This is a genomic window from Pseudoalteromonas sp. SR45-4 (assembly GCF_014163535.1).
Taxonomy (GTDB): Bacteria; Pseudomonadota; Gammaproteobacteria; order Enterobacterales; family Alteromonadaceae; genus Pseudoalteromonas; species Pseudoalteromonas nigrifaciens.
In genome coordinates, this window is the sequence record NZ_JACJDO010000009.1 from 61,257 (window position 1) to 79,968 (window position 18,712).

General features: G+C 40.8%; 15 protein-coding genes. 11 read left to right on the forward strand and 4 right to left on the reverse strand.

All coding sequences use genetic code 11. From position 1 onward, the window contains the following. The first annotated feature begins 9 nt into the window (after positions 1 to 9). From H5058_RS06170 to H5058_RS06190, 5 genes are all read left to right on the forward strand, one after another. Positions 10 to 1,419 (forward strand): YdiU family protein, encoded by a 1,410-nt coding sequence (locus H5058_RS06170; RefSeq protein WP_179807390.1) that lies wholly within the window; start codon positions 10 to 12, stop codon positions 1,417 to 1,419. A gap of 330 nt (positions 1,420 to 1,749) precedes the next feature. Continuing rightward, entirely contained in the window at positions 1,750 to 2,814 is a 1,065-nt protein-coding gene (locus H5058_RS06175) for an OmpA family protein (RefSeq protein WP_179807391.1), read from the forward strand. Positions 2,815 to 3,110: 296 nt separating this feature from the next. Continuing rightward, positions 3,111 to 5,708 (forward strand): bifunctional aconitate hydratase 2/2-methylisocitrate dehydratase, encoded by a 2,598-nt coding sequence (gene acnB, locus H5058_RS06180; protein ID WP_011326902.1) that lies wholly within the window; start codon positions 3,111 to 3,113, stop codon positions 5,706 to 5,708. Positions 5,709 to 5,907: 199 nt separating this feature from the next. Continuing rightward, positions 5,908 to 6,540 carry a 2OG-Fe dioxygenase family protein gene (locus H5058_RS06185; RefSeq protein WP_011326903.1) on the forward strand — a complete coding sequence of 211 codons (633 nt, stop codon included), beginning with the start codon at positions 5,908 to 5,910 and terminating at the stop codon, positions 6,538 to 6,540. Positions 6,541 to 6,549: 9 nt separating this feature from the next. Beyond that, positions 6,550 to 7,785: a cysteine desulfurase-like protein gene (locus H5058_RS06190; protein ID WP_182677324.1), complete on the forward strand. Its 1,236-nt coding sequence runs from the start codon at positions 6,550 to 6,552 to the stop codon at positions 7,783 to 7,785. A 19-nt stretch (positions 7,786 to 7,804) separates the two neighbouring features. Here the strand turns inward: H5058_RS06190 and H5058_RS06195 are convergent, their stop codons facing one another. After that, positions 7,805 to 8,509, reverse strand: coding sequence for a 2OG-Fe(II) oxygenase (locus H5058_RS06195; RefSeq protein ID WP_179807393.1), 705 nt, complete (start codon positions 8,507 to 8,509; stop codon positions 7,805 to 7,807). Positions 8,510 to 8,542: 33 nt separating this feature from the next. On the opposite strand from H5058_RS06195, the gene H5058_RS06200 reads away from it, so the two are divergent. Then, positions 8,543 to 8,941 carry a thioesterase family protein gene (locus H5058_RS06200; RefSeq protein ID WP_011326906.1) on the forward strand — a complete coding sequence of 133 codons (399 nt, stop codon included), beginning with the start codon at positions 8,543 to 8,545 and terminating at the stop codon, positions 8,939 to 8,941. Here H5058_RS06200 and glpD read toward each other — a convergent pair. From glpD to H5058_RS06215, 3 genes are all read right to left on the reverse strand, one after another. Next, complete coding sequence (glpD, locus tag H5058_RS06205; protein WP_179807394.1) at positions 8,938 to 10,458, reverse strand: glycerol-3-phosphate dehydrogenase; 1,521 nt, start codon at positions 10,456 to 10,458, stop codon at positions 8,938 to 8,940. The two genes, H5058_RS06200 and glpD, sit on opposite strands and share 4 nt — an antisense overlap. 58 nt (positions 10,459 to 10,516) lie before the next feature. Then, positions 10,517 to 12,022, reverse strand: coding sequence for a glycerol kinase GlpK (gene glpK, locus H5058_RS06210; protein WP_182677326.1), 1,506 nt, complete (start codon positions 12,020 to 12,022; stop codon positions 10,517 to 10,519). Between the two features lie 202 nt (positions 12,023 to 12,224). After that, positions 12,225 to 12,467, reverse strand: coding sequence for a YdcH family protein (locus H5058_RS06215; RefSeq protein WP_011326909.1), 243 nt, complete (start codon positions 12,465 to 12,467; stop codon positions 12,225 to 12,227). 271 nt (positions 12,468 to 12,738) lie between these two features. Here H5058_RS06215 and H5058_RS06220 point away from each other — a divergent pair, with 271 nt between their 5' ends. From H5058_RS06220 to astD, 5 genes are all read left to right on the forward strand, one after another. Further along, positions 12,739 to 13,320 carry an aminodeoxychorismate/anthranilate synthase component II gene (locus tag H5058_RS06220; RefSeq protein ID WP_011326910.1) on the forward strand — a complete coding sequence of 194 codons (582 nt, stop codon included), beginning with the start codon at positions 12,739 to 12,741 and terminating at the stop codon, positions 13,318 to 13,320. Between the two features lie 45 nt (positions 13,321 to 13,365). Next, the gene (locus H5058_RS06225) at positions 13,366 to 14,526 is read left to right on the forward strand and encodes an HDOD domain-containing protein (protein WP_182677328.1); all 1,161 of its coding nucleotides are present in this window, start codon (positions 13,366 to 13,368) and stop codon (positions 14,524 to 14,526) included. Positions 14,527 to 14,894: 368 nt separating this feature from the next. Continuing rightward, positions 14,895 to 16,100, forward strand: coding sequence for an aspartate aminotransferase family protein (locus H5058_RS06230; protein ID WP_011326912.1), 1,206 nt, complete (start codon positions 14,895 to 14,897; stop codon positions 16,098 to 16,100). A gap of 87 nt (positions 16,101 to 16,187) precedes the next feature. After that, entirely contained in the window at positions 16,188 to 17,204 is a 1,017-nt protein-coding gene (astA, locus tag H5058_RS06235) for an arginine N-succinyltransferase (RefSeq protein WP_011326913.1), read from the forward strand. 16 nt (positions 17,205 to 17,220) lie between these two features. Then, positions 17,221 to 18,690 carry a succinylglutamate-semialdehyde dehydrogenase gene (astD, locus tag H5058_RS06240; protein WP_179807397.1) on the forward strand — a complete coding sequence of 490 codons (1,470 nt, stop codon included), beginning with the start codon at positions 17,221 to 17,223 and terminating at the stop codon, positions 18,688 to 18,690. Positions 18,691 to 18,712: the final 22 nt, after the last annotated feature.

Consider the following 18,712-nt stretch of genomic DNA (forward strand, 5'->3'; position numbering starts at 1 on the left):
AGGGTAGTTATGAATTTAATGCCAAGGTACAGACAAGTAGCCGACAATTTTGCAATTGAAGATCGCCCATCTAAGGTGGCCGCCCCACAGCTATTACTTTGGAATGACAGCTTAGCTAAAGCGTTTAATATTAATGTCGTTCCTGAGTTACGGGCCAGTACTTTTAGCGGCAACGAACAGCAAGTAATTGCAGCGGTTGCACTGGGATACTCAGGGCATCAATTTGGACATTTTTCACCACGTTTAGGCGACGGGCGTGCTCATTTGCTAGGTGCAGTAGAGGATGCGCAAAACCAGTTGTGGGACATTCAATTAAAAGGCTCTGGTGCCACTCCTTACTCTCGTGGTGGCGATGGCCGCTGTGCACTTGGCCCAGCAATTCGTGAATATATAATGAGCGAAGCAATGCAAGCGTTAGGTATAAAAACTACGCGCTGCTTAGCTGTGGTTGGTAGTGGCGAAACAGTGTACCGAAACCCACCTCAACCTGGCGCTATTGTAACGCGCTTAGCCAGTAGCCATATTCGTGTTGGCTCGTTTCAGTATTTAGCAACGCAAGGCGACGTTGCAGGGCTTAAAAACCTTGCCGACTTAGCTATTGAGCGTCATTACCCAAAAATTCAAGCAACAGGACCTGAGCGCTATTTAGCATTTTTAGCTGCAGTGATTAAAAACCAAGTTGAGCTGGTGGTTAGTTGGATGCGAGTAGGCTTTATACATGGGGTAATGAATACCGATAATACGCTGGTTAGCGGCGAAACTATCGACTATGGCCCATGTGCCATGATGAACAGCTTCGATTTTGATACCGTGTTTAGCTCTATTGATAAGCAAGGGCGTTATGCATTTGGTAATCAACCTAATATTGCTAACTGGAACTGCGCCCGCTTAGCTGAGAGTTTAATACCGCTTGTAAATGATGACGACGAACAAGCTGTGGCGTTAATGACCCCAATAATAGATGGTTTTGCTGAGCAATTTAATGTTGAATTTAGTGCAATGTGGGCAAAAAAACTGGGCTTAGCTGGCACAGATACAGAAGATAAAGAGTTAATTGCAGAGCTATTACAGTTATTAAAAGAGCACCAACTCGACTATACCAACACGTTTGATGCACTAACCGAGTCTTTAACAGGTGGAGTGAGCATACCAGTGGTATTAGTTCAGTGGGCCGGTAAGTGGCAAAAACGTACCGATGATCGCAGCTATACCGTAATGCGCGCAGCTAATCCGCGAGTTATTCCTCGTAACCATGTGATCGAAAAAATACTTAGTGAGTATAATAAGACTGGCTCAAGTGAATTACTGCATGAGTTTATGCAGGTTATGCACACACCTTATGAAAATACTGACAAATTGGCAAAATTTCAGGATGCACCTAGCAGTGATAAAGAGTATTATACTTTTTGTGGTACTTAATTATTAGATTGAAATTTAAGTTGCTGATCATAAAAGCTCATTTAGCGGCTGCAGTGATGATTTATTATTGAGAGAAATATAAACTCAGCTAGTGAAGTCGGTATGGTTATTTAATAAATTTAGATACCAGCGATAGTATTTATTATCTAGGGGTTGGGTAAAGTAATTAATATGTCCTAAACTTACTGATACTTGTATATAGAGTGTTGAAACGAATTAATTTATCTTTTGTTAAGTATTGATTAATAAAGGATCAGGTAATATTAATAAAACTGGTTGAGCTAGAACGAATTAGCTATATTTTTTAATTGTTAAAATGGGAAGAAAACAATGAAATTAAAATCACTTACAATCGCAATCGCGTTAGCTGCAACTAGCGCATCAGCATTTGCAGCAGAAAAAACTGAAGGTTTTTACATTGGTGTGTTCGGTGACTATTACGATGCATCTTGGAAAAACTTGAACATGTACCAAAACTTGGAAGTTAATGAATCTGCAAGTTGGGGTGCTGAAGTTGGTTACCGTTTCAGTGATTACTGGAGTGCACGTCTTGAGTATGCAGATATGGACTTTAATGCATTTCTTAAAAATCCGATTCCTAATGGTAATCGTAACGACGTAGACGGCGAGCGTTTTGGTGTTGATGCACTTTACCACTTTGGTGGCGGTCCTTTCTATGGTTTATTTGGTATTAAAGAAGTAAAAGTAGCAACAGATAATACTTTCTTAAACGCAGGTGTTGGTTACCAGCACTTCATTACAGACGGCTTATTTGTTAACGCAGAAACATCTGTTTATCAAGGTCTTGACCGTGGTTATACCGATGTGAACGCTAAACTAGGTATTAACTACTTATTTGGTCAAAGTTCAGTAGCAGAAGAGCCAGTTCAACCAGCTCCAGAGCCAGTAATTGTTGAAGTTGCACCAGTAGATAGCGACAACGATAACATTCCAGATGCAGATGATCAGTGTCCTAACACACCAATGACAGATGCAGTTGATGGCACAGGTTGTACTTTATACGAAGATAAAGAAGTAACTGTAAGCTTATTAGTGACTTTCCCTAATAATACCTCTGCAGTATCTACACAGTACTTAAACGATATCGATAAAGTAGCTGAGTTCTTAAAAGAGTACCCAGATACAACTGTTCTTTTAGAAGGTCATACTTCTTCTGTAGGTAAAGCATCTTACAACAAGTGGTTATCTAAAAAACGTGCTGACGCAGTAGCTAAAAAATTAGTAGCTGATGGCGTAGCAGAAGACCGTATTACTACAGTTGGTCTAGGTGAAGAGCGTCTTAAAAATGAAGCGAACACTAAAGCAGCACACGAAGAAAACCGTCGTGTAGAAGCGCATATCAAAACGATTAAAAACGTTAAAGTTTTACGTTAATAAAATCGATTGAATTACAAAAACCCAGCTTTATGCTGGGTTTTTTTTTGTCTACTAAAAACCCAAATTAAAAATAAATACTAATGATTCTTACTTAATAAACATTCATGGAAATTGATTTTACTTTATCTACTATTCATAATACTTATAGTCGGTATAATCAGTTGCTGAACTGGATAGATTTTCATCTACCTATAAAAGCTTTATAATTAAGCGTTAGAATACTATAAGTATTGGGTAACATTGCGCTTATGAAGCGCTACCGAATACTTTCACGTCACCAAGAGGGCAATATTGTGCTACAAGAATATCGTAAACACGTAGAAGAACGTGCCGCGTTAGGTATCGTACCAGCGCCATTAGATGCTCAGCAAACGGCTGATCTTATTGAATTAATCAAAACTCCACCGGCTGGTGAAGAAGAATTTATTCTCGACTTATTTGCTAATCGTGTACCGGCAGGTGTTGATGATGCAGCTTATATCAAAGCAGGGTTTTTAGCGGCAGTTGCTAAAGGTGAAACTAATTCTCCACTACTTTCTAAAGAAAAAGCGGCAGAATTATTAGGAACTATGCTAGGCGGTTACAATATCGCACCTATGATAGACCTACTTGATGACGACACACTTGCACCTATCGTAGTAAAAGGCCTTTCAAACACATTATTAATGTTTGATGCATTTTACGATGTAGAAGAAAAAGCAAAAGCGGGTAACACATTCGCTAAGCAAATTATTGAGTCTTGGGCAAATGCAGAATGGTTTACTAATAAACCAGCTGTTGCTGAAAAGATCTCAGTTACTGTATTTAAAGTAACAGGCGAAACAAATACGGATGACTTGTCACCTGCACCAGATGCATGGTCTCGTCCAGATATTCCACTACATGCTTTAGCTATGCTAAAAATTGAACGTGACGGTATCACTCCTGACAAACCAGGCGAAGTAGGCCCAATCACCCAACTAGAAGAATTAAAAACTAAAGGCTTACCACTAGCTTACGTTGGTGATGTTGTTGGTACGGGTTCTTCACGTAAATCTGCAACTAACTCAGTGCTTTGGTTTATGGGCGATGATATCCCGTTTGTACCAAATAAGCGTGTTGGCGGTGTATGTCTAGGTAATAAAATTGCACCAATCTTCTTTAACACTATGGAAGATTCTGGCGCTTTACCAATTGAGCTAAATGTTGATGAACTTAACATGGGCGAGCAAATTGACATCTACCCATACGAAGGTGTTGTTAAGCAGCATGGTACTGATAAAGTAATCTCTAAGTTTGAACTTAAATCTGAAGTTATTTTAGATGAAGTTCGTGCTGGTGGTCGTATTCCACTAATCATTGGTCGTGGTTTAACAGACAAAGCACGTACATCACTTGGTTTAGGTGCTACTGATATATTTAAAGTACCAACAGCAACTGAAGTATCAGATAAAGGCTTTACACTAGCGCAAAAAATGGTTGGTAAAGCATGTAACGTTGCAGGTATTCGCCCAGGTCAATACTGTGAGCCTAAAATGACAACTGTTGGCTCGCAAGATACAACAGGTCCTATGACACGTGATGAACTTAAAGATTTAGCTTGTTTAGGTTTCTCTGCAGACTTAACAATGCAGTCTTTCTGTCATACATCGGCATACCCAAAACCTATTGATGTAAACACGCATCACACGCTTCCTGATTTCATCATGAACCGTGGCGGCGTTTCACTTCGCCCAGGTGACGGTATTATTCACTCATGGTTAAACCGTATGTTATTACCAGATACCGTAGGTACTGGTGGTGATTCGCATACACGTTTCCCATTAGGTATTTCATTCCCAGCTGGTTCGGGTGCAGTAGCATTCGCAGCAGCAACAGGTGTTATGCCTCTTGATATGCCTGAGTCAATTTTGGTTCGTTTTAAAGGCGAAATGCAACCAGGTATCACATTACGTGACCTTGTACATGCAATCCCTTACTACGGTATCAAGCAAGGCTTATTAACAGTTGAGAAAAAAGGTAAAATCAACGAGTTTTCTGGTCGCGTACTAGAAATTGAAGGCGTTGAGCACCTAACTGTTGAGCAAGCGTTTGAATTATCAGATGCATCTGCTGAGCGTTCAGCTGCAGGTTGTACGGTTAAGCTTTCAAAAGAGTCTATTTCTGAATACCTAGAATCAAACATTGTTATGCTTAAGTGGATGATCTCTGAAGGTTATGGCGATGTACGTACGATTGAACGTCGTATTAATGCAATGCAAGACTGGTTAGCTAATCCTGAGCTTATGGAAGCAGATAAAGATGCTGAATACGCTCACGTAGTTGAAATCGACTTAGCTGAGATTAAAGAGCCAGTTCTTTGTGCTCCAAATGATCCAGATGACGCGCGTTTACTTTCTGATGTTGCTGGCGAGAAAATTGATGAAGTATTCATCGGTTCTTGTATGACTAACATTGGTCACTTCCGCGCGGCTGGTAAGTTACTAGATGGCTTTAAAGGTCAACTACCTACTCAGCTTTGGGTTGCTCCACCTACTAAGATGGACAAAGACCAACTAATTGAAGAAGGCTACTATGGCATCTTTGGTCGTGTTGGCGCACGTATAGAAACTCCAGGTTGTTCATTATGTATGGGTAACCAAGCACGTGTTGCTGATAAAGCAACGGTAGTGTCTACCTCTACACGTAACTTCCCTAACCGTTTAGGTAATGGTGCAAATGTATTTTTAGCATCATCTGAACTTGCTGCAGTTGCGGCAATTATCGGTCGATTGCCAACTGCTGCTGAGTATCAAGAATATGCAGCGAAGATCAATGCAACAGCGTCAGATACATATCGCTACTTGAACTTCCATCGCATGCCTGCTTACACTAAAAAAGCAGACAACGTGATCATTCAACAAGCAGTATAATTTTTACAGCTTATTTAAAAACCCGCTTTTGCGGGTTTTTTATTAGCAAAAATAAATTTTAGATAGTTAATGTTGTTTTTTTGCATTTATTGTATTAATTTTGGTGGTTAATTGTTTTGAAGTTAAATAATAAAGCAATAAATCCTCTTTGCATGCATTAAAATCCCTGCAATATTATAATTACTATAGCAGGATTTTTATGACCGCTTTAAACCCCCAGAATTTACTGCAGCTGCGTTTTATTAACCAAACAAATATTGATTTGGTTAAGCCTTCTTTTGATAACCTGCCGACTAATCCTTATGCAGATGGTGCCTTTCGTAAACGCCGTTACTCTGTAGTTAAACTACAAAATGGTGAGCTAAAGCTACAAGCAACAAAAGCATTTGTACAAGATGATGCAATTAATACCTTTCAGGGTAATGTTGAGCGTAGTTACGAAAATTTAGAGCAAAGCCTACTTGAGTCAGCGGGCATGAAAAGTATTGTGAATGAGTTTCGTCAAATTACCGGGATTGATGAAGAACGTGATATCGAAATTCACCAATTTCGTATGTTAGCCATTGATAGTGATACGCCTGCAGCGCCAGAAGGCGTGCACCAAGATGGTTTTGATCATGTGTGTGTATGTGGAGTATCGCATGAAAACTTAGAGGGCGGTGAATTGCTTGTATACGAAAACAAGCAAGCCGATCCCTGTTTTAAAATGGCTATAAAAGACGGTATGTTTGCAGTAATTAACGACCGTCAAGTGTGGCATAACGCTACTCCAATGAATAAACTTGATGCCAGTAAGCCAGGTTACCTGGATTGCTTTGTATTAACCTCTTAAGGAATGAGCATGAATATAACGCAATTACGTGAGCAATTTCCGGCATTAATGCAAAGCGTTAATGGTAAATCTCCCGTGTTTTTAGACGGCCCCGGTGGCTCGCAAGTACCGCAATCGGTACTTAACGCTATGACTGCTTATTTGGGTTATTACAACTCAAATTTAGGTGGAGCATTTTTCTCAAGCGATAAAACCGTTGAGCTAATGGCAAATGCTCGCCAAGCTGCTGCCGATTTACTCAATGCGCCCAGCTCACAACAAATTGTATTTGGTCCGAATATGACCAGCTTAACGTTTAGCTTTAGCCGCGCAATTTCACGCGACTGGCAAACGGGTGATGAAATAATTGTCACTAACGCGGATCACTTTTCTAACGTTTCGTCGTGGCAGCAAGCCGCAGAAGATAAAGGTGTTAAAGTTAATACTGCGCTTATTAACGAAACCGACTGCACACTCAATATGGCGCAGTTCGAGAGTTTACTAAACAGTAATACTAAGCTGGTAGCGGTAACTTATGCTTCAAATACCACAGGTTCAATTAACAATATTAAACGTATTGTAGAGCTTGCCCACAACGTAGGCGCACTTGTTTATGTTGATGCCGTACATTATGCACCGCACGAACTTGTAGATGTACAAGCGCTTGATTGCGACTTTTTAGCCTGCTCTGCGTACAAGTTTTTTGGCCCGCATTTAGGTATGGTTTATGGCAAAAAAGAGCACCTTGAAGGATTTACGCCTTATAAAGTTGAGCCTGCCAAGGACGTTATTCCTGGGCTCTGGGAAACCGGTACGCAAAGCTTTGAAGCACTTGCAGGTCTAATTGCTGCGGTTGACTACATTGCTGATATTAGTGAGCTTGATGATAGTCATTCGCGCCGTGATAAATTAGCTGCGGCTTTTGCCAAAACCAAGCAACACGAAATGGCGCTGAGTGAGTACTTTTTAACGCGCTTAGTTAATTACCCGCGTATTAAATTGTTTGGTATAGATGACTTAGATCGTTTAAATGAGCGTACGCCTACTTTTGCGTTAACTTTTGAAGGTTTAGAGCCGCGCGCTGTATCTGAATGTTTAGGTAAGCAACATATTTGTGTATGGGACGGCAACTTTTACGCGCAAGGTTTGTGTGAGCAATTAGGCGTACTTGATAAAGGTGGCGTAGTGCGCATTGGTTGCATGCACTACAACACCACCGCAGAGCTTGATCAGTTATTTAATCTGTTTGATGAGCTACTAGGTTAATATACATAAAAAAGGTGCGCTAGCTCTTTGGCGCACCGTATATTTGCTCTGCGCGGTTAAACAGTACCCACGAGGTTAAAATATACTTATCGTTAGATACTGGCTTATTGCCACGGTGAGTGTGAGTAAAGTAGCCGGGCGCTATTACCATAGTGCCTTTTTTAGGCGCAATTTTACGCTTTTGATAATAAAACTCCGTTTCCCCACCTTGTTCAACATCGTTCAAATAAAACATAAACAGCAATACTCTATGTAGCGCCTCGTTATGATTTAACTGCGGATAAACTTCGCTGTGCCAATACGGGTAACCGCCTTTATTAACTTGGTATTTTTGCGCCTGAATATTTCCTAGCCTAAAAATTTGCTGCACTAATAAGGGCAGTTGTGGTTTACCCACTTCATCAAAGTTTGCGTGTGTTAAGTCAACAGGTTCGCCACTTTTAGGGTGATACACTTTTAGGCCAAAGGCACCAATCATAATAAAAATATGTTCTTCAATGTATTTAAAAACATACTGTGCAGTGGTTTGTTGAATATGTTTTAATTGCTCAACGTATTCTGGATGATTGTTTAAGTGCAAGTCGTGGCTATCTTTTTTATTTAAATCGATACCGCCAGATGTCATCCCTTGTTTTATATGCGGGCTTTGAGAAAAGGTAGTGATAAAGTTATCACAAAAGTCATTGCTGAGCGCGTTATTGTATACGCGAATAAAGTCCGTCATAGTTTACCTTTATATAATTATTATTGGATTATTATGTTTATTGAAAAAGTGATGCCGCGCTTTAGTGAAACAGATGCGCTAGGACATATTAACAATACCGTACTCCCTGTATGGTTTGAAGCTTCGCGTGCGCCTATTTTTAGGTTTTTTACCCCAGATTTAAACCCACATGACTGGAAGCTAATTATTGCCAAAGTCGAAGTGTCGTTTGTTGGTGAGTTATTTTATGGCCATGAAGTAACCATTAAAACCTCAGTAGAGCATGTAGGTACCAGCTCATTTGTATTACGCCAAGAAGCTCACCAGCAAGGTAACTGCTGTGCAGTTGGTAAAACGGTATTGGTACGTTACGATTTTGCAGCAAAAGCAAAGCAATCGCTTTCAGTATCTGAAAAATCGTCACTTAATGAGCATTTAGCCCCGGCTAGCTAGTTTGGTAAATGTTTACAGCGGTATTGAGCCATTATAATTTGAATATACTGGCTCAGCGCTGTTATTTGCTCAGTATTAAAACGCAAACCTAACTTACTACGACGCCACAATATATCCTCGGCGCTGCTAGCCCACTCGCTATTAACTAAATAATTTACTTCAGTGGCGTATAAACCATGGCCAAAATGCTGGCCTAAATCAGCTACGCTTTGGGCATCTGTAAGTAGGGTATAAGTGCCAGTACCGTAACTGCGTATAAAGCGATTTAAAATAAACTCAGGCAACCATGCGTACTTTACCTGTAGTTGTTGCTTTAATACTACCTTTGATGAAAAGTCGCCACCGGGTAATGGAGTGTTTTTTGTCCATGTTTGGCCCATATGCGGATAAAAGCTGGCGAGTTCGTTTACTGCGTTTTCAGCGAGCTTGCGATAAGTGGTAATTTTCCCACCAAATACACTTAGCATTGGTGCCTGGTTATTATTGCTCGATAATATCAGTTTGTAGTCGCGAGTAACGGCTTGTGCGTCGCATGAGTTATCATTTAGTAAGGGGCGTACACCACTAAAGGTATGCACTATGTCGTTATGAGTAAGTTGTTTTTTAAAGTAATTATTAGTAATGCCAATTAAGTAATCGACTTCTTTATCGCTAATTTTTACATCTGCTATATTGTCGCTGTATTCTTCATCTGTAGTGCCAATCAGTGAATAGTCATCTTCAAATGGGGTAACAAAAATAATACGCTGATCTTTATTTTGTAAAATATAGGCCTGCGGCTCAGTGTGAATACGCGGCACAATAATATGGCTGCCTTTAACTAAGCGAATATTATGTGGCGACGGCCCAGTAATTACCTCATCAAAAAGTGATGCAACCCAAGGGCCCGCTGCATTAACAACTCCTTTAGCAACTATAGAACATTGCTTTTTGCTACCTTGTTGCTCTAAGGTCACACTCCAATTATTGTTATTGCGAACTGCTTTAATACAGCGCGTGCGGCTTAAAATGGTTGCACCTTTTTGCTGTGCTGCTAACGCATTTAAAATAACTAACCTCGAATCATCAACCCAGCCATCAGCGTATTCAAAACCGCGGGTAATAGTATTATTCAATATACTATCGCGGGTAAATTTAATTGATTTTGATGCGGGTAAAGTAATGCGTTTGGCAAGATGGTCGTATATAAACAACCCAATTCTAATCATCCAGTAAGGGCGTAAATGCGCTTGATGTGGCAGCCTAAAAGATAGCGGCCACATAATATGTGGGGCATTTTTTAATAACACTTCACGCTCTTTAAGTGCCTCTTTTACTAGCCTAAATTGGTAATGCTCTAAATAGCGTAGTCCACCATGAATAAGTTTACTGCTACTTGATGATGTAGCAGAGGCTAAATCATTTTGCTCACATAGTAATACTTTTAAGCCTCTACCGGCGGCGTCAGCCGCAATACCAGTGCCATTAACGCCACCGCCAATAACCAGTAAATCATATTCATTATCGAGTAATTTCACTGAATACCTCTTTATTAATTTAAGCGATGGCATATCAATAGCCAATAACACTATCGCATTAGCAGTCGTCTTTTGTTGCGTTATTTGAAAGTGTGACTTGTGCTATACAGTGCTGCCATTTTGCGTATAAATCGTTACGTTCATCTATGCTCATGGTTGGTTCAAAACGACGGTCGCATTGCCACATAGTAGCTAATTGCTCCGTTGACTTATAAATCCCAGTTTGCAGCCCTGCTAAATAGGCAACACCCAGAGAGGTTGTTTCTGTTAGCGCTGGGCGTTCCACACTTGCGCCTAAAATATTAGCTAAAAACTGCATGGCCCAATTATTTTTTGCCATGCCACCGTCCACGCGCAAAATACTTGGGCGCAGGCCATCACCTTCCATGGCTTTTTGTAAATCTTTGGTTTGATAGCCAACAGACTGCAGCGCCGCTGCTACTATAGTGCTAATGCCCGAATCACGGGTTAAACCTAAAATAGCACCACGGGCATTGGCATCCCAGTATGGGGCGCCTAAACCGGTAAACGAAGGCACTAAAAATACGCCGTGATCCAGTGGCACGTCTTTGACCATAGCCTCGCTGTCGCCGGCATGTTCAAGTAGCTTTAAGCCCTCAACAATCCATTGCATAGTGGCACCCGCCATAAAAATACTGCCCTCTATAGCGTAGGTCACTCTACCATTGAGCCTGTAAGCCACAGTAGTTAATAAGCGGTTATTAGAGGTAAGGGCTTTATCGCCCGTATTAAGCATTAAAAAGCAGCCCGTTCCGTAGGTACTTTTAGCCATGCCTTCTTTAAAGCAAGCTTGACCAATTAATGCGGCTTGCTGATCCCCCGCCATAGCGCAAATTTTAATCGGTTCACCAAAAATTTCACTGTTGGTACTGCCAAACTCGGCTGCGCTGTCCATCACTTCTGGAAGCATAGAGTGTGGAATATTAAACTGCGTTAGTAACTCTTCATCCCAACATTGCTGATGTATATTAAATAATAGTGTACGTGAGGCGTTGGTGGCATCAGTACGGTGTACTTTGCCAGCGGTTAAATGCCACAGTAAATAACTGTCAACCGTACCAAATGCTAGCTCGCCGGCTAGCGCTTGTTGCTGTGCATCGGCAACATTATCTAAAATCCAGCGAATTTTAGTGGCTGAAAAGTACGGATCTAATAATAGCCCGGTTTTATCGCTAATTTTTTTACTGAGTTTATCGCTACGTATTTGCTCGCAATACTCGCTGGTACGGCGATCTTGCCACACAATGGCATTATAAATTGGTTGGCCAGTCTTTTTATTCCATACTAAAGTGGTTTCGCGCTGATTAGTGATACCAATGGCAATGACCTGCTCGGCTGTAACCTGGTTATTAGCCAGTACTGTTTTACAGGTACTTAGTACGGTTTGTAAAATATCGTTAGGGTCATGCTCAACCCAGCCATTATTGGGAAAGTGCTGCGGGAATGTTTGCTGAACAGTATCAACTACCTTGGCATCTTTGGTAAATAAAATAGCCCGAGAGCTGGTAGTTCCTTGATCAATCGAGAGTATGTATTTAGACATAAGCTTAACGTTATTTATCTTAGATACAGATAGCTTGTCTGCAAGTTAAATTAATAGCAATGCTTTTTAAATATTAGGAAGGGCTGTTATAGCTATAACGCTGTAATTTATACCAAGGGTGGTGGCAGTGTATATTAAGAAGCAAGAGTAATAAGAGCCCATAAGTCAGAGGGCTCTTAAATACAATGGGTATAAATTGCGCTTAGCTGGCTTTTAACAATTGTTGATGTAGCCAATCTTTTAACACCACACGGTCATGTTTTAATTGCAGCATTTCCTCGTCATCGATAGGCGCGTCTTGCAGCTCTAAGGTACGAATTTCTTTATCAAGCGCGTTGTATTTTTTGGCTTTATCTGCAAACTCTGGATCATTGCTATTGAGTTTTTTAATGGTATTTAGGTGCTCAGGAAAGTCTTGAGTTAATGAATGATCTTCGCCTAACATAGGTACTCCTTAACGGTGCGTGTAATAAATGTGTTTTAAAAATAACACGCTTAGGGTTTAGTTAAATTCAGATTGTATGGGTATTTATGTACGCCATAATATTAGAGCTGGGGGTTGCTTGAGTATAAATCAACACATAGCCGTTATTAATTATTATTACGGAAATACTTATATATCACTATACAAAGCACTGACACTCAAAGATGCTTAAGTTAGAATACAAAATGCAACAACTCCTCGCAAACAATAACTATTTTGAGTGCTTTATTACATGCTTTTAATGATCGACAATTACGACTCGTTTACCTATAACTTGGTACAGTACTTTCAGCGTTTAGATCAAGAGGTACTGGTTAAGCGCAACGACCAAATAACGCTTAGCCAAATTAAGCAGTTAAATCCTCAACATATTGTTATATCACCCGGTCCTAAAAGCCCAAGCGAAGCGGGTATTTCATTAAGTATTGTTGAGCAATTAAAAGGGCAGTATCCTATTTTAGGAATTTGCTTAGGGCATCAAACTATTGCCCAAGCCTTAGGAGCAAAGGTGGTGCGTGCTAAAAAAGTAATGCACGGTAAAACATCGCCAATTTACCATAGCGATCAAGGAGTATTTAAAGGTTTAGCTAAGCCCTTAACGGTATGTCGGTATCATTCTTTAATTGTTGAGGCACAGTCGCTGCCTAAAGAGTTGCAAGTAACAGCCTGGACACAAACCCAGCAAGGTGAGTTTGACGAAATTATGGGATTATTACATACAGACTTAGCACTTGAAGGTGTACAATTTCATCCGGAAGCTATTTTAACTGAGCAAGGTTTAGCGTTACTTGATAACTTTTTAACTCGCTTCTAAGCTTATAGTATTAAGTAAATATCATTACATTAAAGGCAGAGAGCCATGACCGAAATAGTGCAGCAACCGCGTATTGTTAAAATGCTTAATCAACGAGCACATGATTTGCTGCTTGGTCATAACTTTGCTCATCAACAAATTGGCTTTATTCATACGCTAGAAATGGACTATGGCGAACCACTAAAGCAACGCACATTACTTGAAGTAGAGGTTGCCGCTCAGCAAAAGCGCAAGCTAAAAAGTACCGCGCATCATAAATATCGTGCAGCAGCGAGCGAGCAACTGCATAAAGCAATAGAAAAAATGATGTCTAAGCAGCTTAGCGATATAGACAGTGTTATTCAAAACACCATAGGTGTAGAGGACAGCGTATGTGCCATGTTAGATATTTTAGCCACAAAAAGCGCATCGGTTGGGCGCTTAGAGCCTTTAGTTAACGACCTAAGCTGGCTTGGCAGAGAGTTAGTTACTTTAGTTAACTTGCCTTATTATCGTAATCAGCGCAGCAAAAATACCGCAGTGAAAGTAGATAGCCCCGCTTTAGCGCTGCGTTATATTGGCCTAGATAACTTACAGCTAGTAGTACCAACTTTTGCAGTGCGCCATTGGATGCCTTATAGCACAGAGCCTTTTTCGTTACTAAAAAGGCGCTTAAAAGAAAGCACCATGGCGAATGCTATTGCGGCACAAAAAATTGCTGAAGTTAACGAGGTTAACCCAAGCCATGCTTTTACTTTAGGGATGTTATTAAACGTGGGGCAAATAGCCTTAGTGCGTTTATATTTAAAAGTGTTTGAGCAAATTTGGCAGCGAAAAGTACAATTTGCTCGCACTACAGCGAATAAAGGCTTGCATACTGCATTGTTAGAGCTAAAACCAGACCCTTTATTTTTAACCACCTTACTGAGCGAACAGTCGTTGGCTATTAGCGCTAAAATAATTGAAAAAATGGCCTTTAAGTATTTGCCGTTTAATAGCGTAATGCAGCAACTTGTTAATGGGGTAGAAAAAGGCGATACAGCGCTGCCTTTAACGCAGGTAATGCTAAAAGCACGATGTTACTCTCAGTACTTAACGCTAAAGCAGCATCAGCTAGTTGAACCGGATGAAACGCTTAGTTGGTTTTCGTACTTTAAGTTCACCAAAAAAGAGCTAAAAGCACTCCAAGCAAGCAATTTTAATAATCTTGCTATTCAAATTGATTAAATTTGTTAATTTTTTTGCGACTATCCATTCACTTTTTATTATCTCTTTTCAATACATTTCCCCGTTTAAAGTGAGGCGCGCTCGTTGTTCAGGCGCTTTATTGGCTAAAAACGAGTTGCATAAAGCAAGCAAATAGTTATTCACTATCTATGAAATTATATCTCAAGCCCTTTATTATCAAGGGTTACATGAAAGTTTTTGAAGAGACATAATCAATGTTTTCTGAAATAATAAGCGTCTGAAAATTGAACCACACAGCCCTTTTTAGGCAAATATCGCTATACTGAGTTTGCTAAAAAACACATATGCTACAGGTTACCACACAGCTATTTACGGCTTTGTGATGTACACAATTAAGAGGAAATAAAATGACAGTCAATCGCGAATTATTTGATCACGTAATGGTTCCTAACTACGCACCTTCAAGCGTAATTCCAGTTCGAGGCGAAGGCTCTCGCGTATGGGATCAACAAGGTCGAGAGTTTATCGACTTTGCTGGTGGTATTGCCGTTAACTGTCTTGGCCATTGCCACCCTGCATTAGTAGGCGCATTAAAAGAGCAAGGCGAAAAGCTTTGGCATCTATCAAATGTAATGACCAACGAGCCAGCATTACGCTTAGCTAAAAAAATGGTTGATGCAACCTTTGCCGAAAAAGTTTACTTTGCCAACTCAGGCGCAGAAGCAAACGAAGCAGCACTTAAATTAGCGCGTCGTTTTGCCCTTGATCAATTTGGCGCAGAAAAGTCTCAAATCATCGCATTTAACAAAGGTTTCCACGGCCGTACATTCTTTACCGTAACTGTTGGTGGCCAAGCGGCATACTCAGATGGTTTTGGTCCTAAGCCAGGCGACATTGTACATTGTGATTACAACGACCTAGCAGCATTTGAAGCCCTTATTAGCGACAAAACATGTGCCGTAATGATGGAGCCACTACAAGGTGAAGGCGGTATTGTTTCGCCAACTGACGAATTTGCACAAGGCGTTCGTGATTTATGTACTAAACATAATGCACTGCTTATTTTTGATGAAGTGCAAACAGGTGTTGGCCGTACAGGTAACTTATACGCATACCAAGGTTTAAACGTTGTTCCTGATATTTTAACTACGGCTAAAGCATTGGGCGGCGGTTTTCCTATTGGCGCTATGATCACCACAACTGAAATTGCACAACACCTTAAAGTAGGTACGCATGGTTCTACTTATGGTGGTAACCCATTAGCGTGCGCCGTTGCTGAAGCAGCATTCGATACTGTAAATACCCCAGAAGTACTTGCTGGTGTAACAGCAAAAGCAGCATTATTTAACCAACTACTTACTGAAATTAATAATAAATACCACGTGTTTAGCGAAATTCGCGGCCAAGGTTTATTAATTGGTGCAGTAGTAAGCGAGCAATACAAAGGTCGTGCAAAAGAGTTTTTAGTGGCAGGTACTGAGCACGGTCTTATGTCATTAGTTGCCGGTGCTGACGTGGTTCGTTTTACACCATCATTAGTTATCCCAGAAGCCGACATTCGTGAAGGTATGGCACGCTTTGAAAAAGCAGTAGCCAGTGTTGTAAGCGCTTAACATAGCCAAACAATATCTATTAAGGGCAGACCTAGTTTGCCCTCTAATTTTAATTTACCGTTATAATATAAGGGAGTAAGCGGGTTTATGATGATCCTTCGCCCAATCCAACAAAGTGACTACCCTGCATTAGTGAAAATAGCCCACGAATCGGGTCATGGCTTTACTTCTTTACCTAATAATGAAAAGTTATTGCAAAAGAAAATAGATCATTCGGTTAGCTCATTTGCAAAAGCTGCTACCGAGCCGGGCGACGAAGGTTATTTATTTGTACTAGAGGACACCGAAACCGGTGAAGTAGTTGGCACCTCAGGTATAGAAGCCGCTGTTGGCTTAGATGATGCATTTTATCACTATCATTTAAGTAAAGTGATTCATTCTTCACGCACTCTAAACGTATATAAAGCAGTTGATATTTTAACGCTTTGTAACGATTACACCGGCGCTACAGAGCTATGTACATTATTTTTGAAAGACGCATACCGCAAAAACAGTAACGGTAAATTACTTTCAAAATCGCGTTTTATGTTTATTAAACAGCATCAAGAGCGTTTTGCACAAACCGTCATTGCAGAAATGCGTGGTGTGTCTGACGACAATGGCAGCAGCCCATTTTGGCAATGGCTAGAAGAGCACTTTTTTTCAATGGACTTTCCAACTGCCGACTATTTAACAGGCATAGGCCAAAAAGTATTTATTGCTGAATTAATGCCTAAGTACCCAATTTACGTTAATTTGCTCAGCAAAAATGCGCAAGCTGTTATTGGTAAAGTACACGACAACACACGCCCAGCAATTGAGCTATTAAAAAGTGAAGGTTTTACCTTTAATGGGTATGTTGATATTTTTGATGCCGGCCCCACAGTTGAAGCAAAAGTAGATAACATTGCCACCATTCGCAATGCTAAACACTTTAAAGTTGAAATAGGTGAACCAAGTGGCGACACCATGGTGTTATTAGCCAACGAAAAGCTTACAGACTTTAGAGCAACTGTAGTGCCTATGACGTTCGATGAGCGCATGAGCAGCATAGTAATAACGCAACAAGTAGCCGATGCACTGTATTTACAAGCGGGCGATAGCGTAAGCGCAACCACGATTTAATTTAGGAGAAAGTATAATGACTCATCCTGCACAATTTATTAATGGTCAATGGTCACAAGGCCAAGGAACCGAATTTAGTTCAGTAAACCCAGCCAATAACAATGTTATTTTCCAAGCAAACTCAGCAACAGCAGAGCAAGTAGACGCTGCAGTTAGCGCAGCGCGCGAAGCGTTTTATGCTTGGGCTGATAAAACATTTGCTGAACGTTTAGAAATAGTTAAAGCATTCGCAGCGCAATTAAAAGAAAACAGCGAAGAGCTAGCCATTACTATTGCACAAGAAACAGGTAAGCCACTGTGGGAAACTCGCACAGAAGCGGGTGCTATGGTTGGTAAAATTGCCATTTCTGAAAAAGCGTTTTTAGAGCGCACTGGCGACGTAGAAAATGCAATGCCACTAGGGCGCGCAATGATCCGCCACAAGCCACACGGTGTTGTAGCTGTATTTGGTCCGTATAACTTTCCGGGGCATTTACCTAATGGCCACATAGTGCCAGCGCTTTTAGCGGGTAACACGGTTATATTTAAACCGTCAGAACTTACGCCTAAAGTTGCCGAGCTTACGCTTAAGCTGTGGGAAAAAGCAGGTTTACCAGCGGGTGTAATTAACCTTGTACAAGGTGAAGTAGCAACGGGTAAAGCCCTTGCTGCTCACAAAGGTATTGATGGCTTGTTCTTTACGGGTTCTTCGCGCACAGGTCATATTTTACATGAACAGTTTGCGGGTCAACCTGGTAAAATTTTAGCGCTAGAAATGGGTGGTAATAACCCACTTATTATTACTGACGTTGAAGATACTAAAGCGGTTGTTCACGATATTATTCAATCAGCGTTTATTTCAAGTGGCCAGCGTTGTACCTGTGCACGTAAACTATTTTTACCAACGGGTAGCAAAGGTGATGTAATCCTGGAGCGTTTAATTACCGCAACTAAAGCGATTAAAGTAGGTAATTATGACGATGCAGATCAGCCATTTATGGGCTCAATGATCTCATCAGCCGCCGCTGCCGGTATGGTTAAAGCGCAAAACGAACTTGTTGAGCTTGGTGCTCAAGTATTGGTAGAGCTTGAGCATACAGTTAATACTGGCTTTGTAACACCAGGTATTATTGAGTGTACAAATATTAGCGACTTCCCAGATGAAGAGCATTTTGGACCACTTCTAAAAGTATTCCGCTTTGACGACTTTGACCAAGCAATTGATAAAGCCAACGACACAAGCTTTGGTTTATCAGCAGGTTTACTTAGCGACAGTGCTGCCGACTACGAGCACTTTTTACGCCGTATTCGCGCTGGTATTGCTAACTGGAACCGCCCAATTACTGGCGCATCAAGTGCTGCACCGTTTGGTGGTATTGGCGCATCGGGGAATCACAGAGCCAGCGCGTATTACGCTGCCGATTACTGTGCATACCCAGTAGCATCAGTAGAGCTTGAAAAAGTTGCTATGCCAGCTACATTAAGCCCAGGCTTAAAAATAGACTAAAATTACTACTAAATAATTATAA

Coding starts and splice junctions, on each gene's coding strand:
- H5058_RS06170 (WP_179807390.1), top strand. CDS start 10: ATGAATTTAATGCCAAGGTACAGACAAGTAGCCGACAATTTTGCAATT.
- H5058_RS06175 (WP_179807391.1), top strand. CDS start 1,750: ATGAAATTAAAATCACTTACAATCGCAATCGCGTTAGCTGCAACTAGC.
- H5058_RS06185 (WP_011326903.1), top strand. CDS start 5,908: ATGACCGCTTTAAACCCCCAGAATTTACTGCAGCTGCGTTTTATTAAC.
- H5058_RS06190 (WP_182677324.1), top strand. CDS start 6,550: ATGAATATAACGCAATTACGTGAGCAATTTCCGGCATTAATGCAAAGC.
- H5058_RS06195 (WP_179807393.1), bottom strand. CDS start 8,509: ATGACGGACTTTATTCGCGTATACAATAACGCGCTCAGCAATGACTTT.
- H5058_RS06200 (WP_011326906.1), top strand. CDS start 8,543: ATGTTTATTGAAAAAGTGATGCCGCGCTTTAGTGAAACAGATGCGCTA.
- glpK (WP_182677326.1), bottom strand. CDS start 12,022: ATGTCTAAATACATACTCTCGATTGATCAAGGAACTACCAGCTCTCGG.
- H5058_RS06215 (WP_011326909.1), bottom strand. CDS start 12,467: ATGTTAGGCGAAGATCATTCATTAACTCAAGACTTTCCTGAGCACCTA.
- H5058_RS06220 (WP_011326910.1), top strand. CDS start 12,739: ATGCTTTTAATGATCGACAATTACGACTCGTTTACCTATAACTTGGTA.
- H5058_RS06225 (WP_182677328.1), top strand. CDS start 13,366: ATGACCGAAATAGTGCAGCAACCGCGTATTGTTAAAATGCTTAATCAA.
- H5058_RS06230 (WP_011326912.1), top strand. CDS start 14,895: ATGACAGTCAATCGCGAATTATTTGATCACGTAATGGTTCCTAACTAC.
- astA (WP_011326913.1), top strand. CDS start 16,188: ATGATGATCCTTCGCCCAATCCAACAAAGTGACTACCCTGCATTAGTG.
- astD (WP_179807397.1), top strand. CDS start 17,221: ATGACTCATCCTGCACAATTTATTAATGGTCAATGGTCACAAGGCCAA.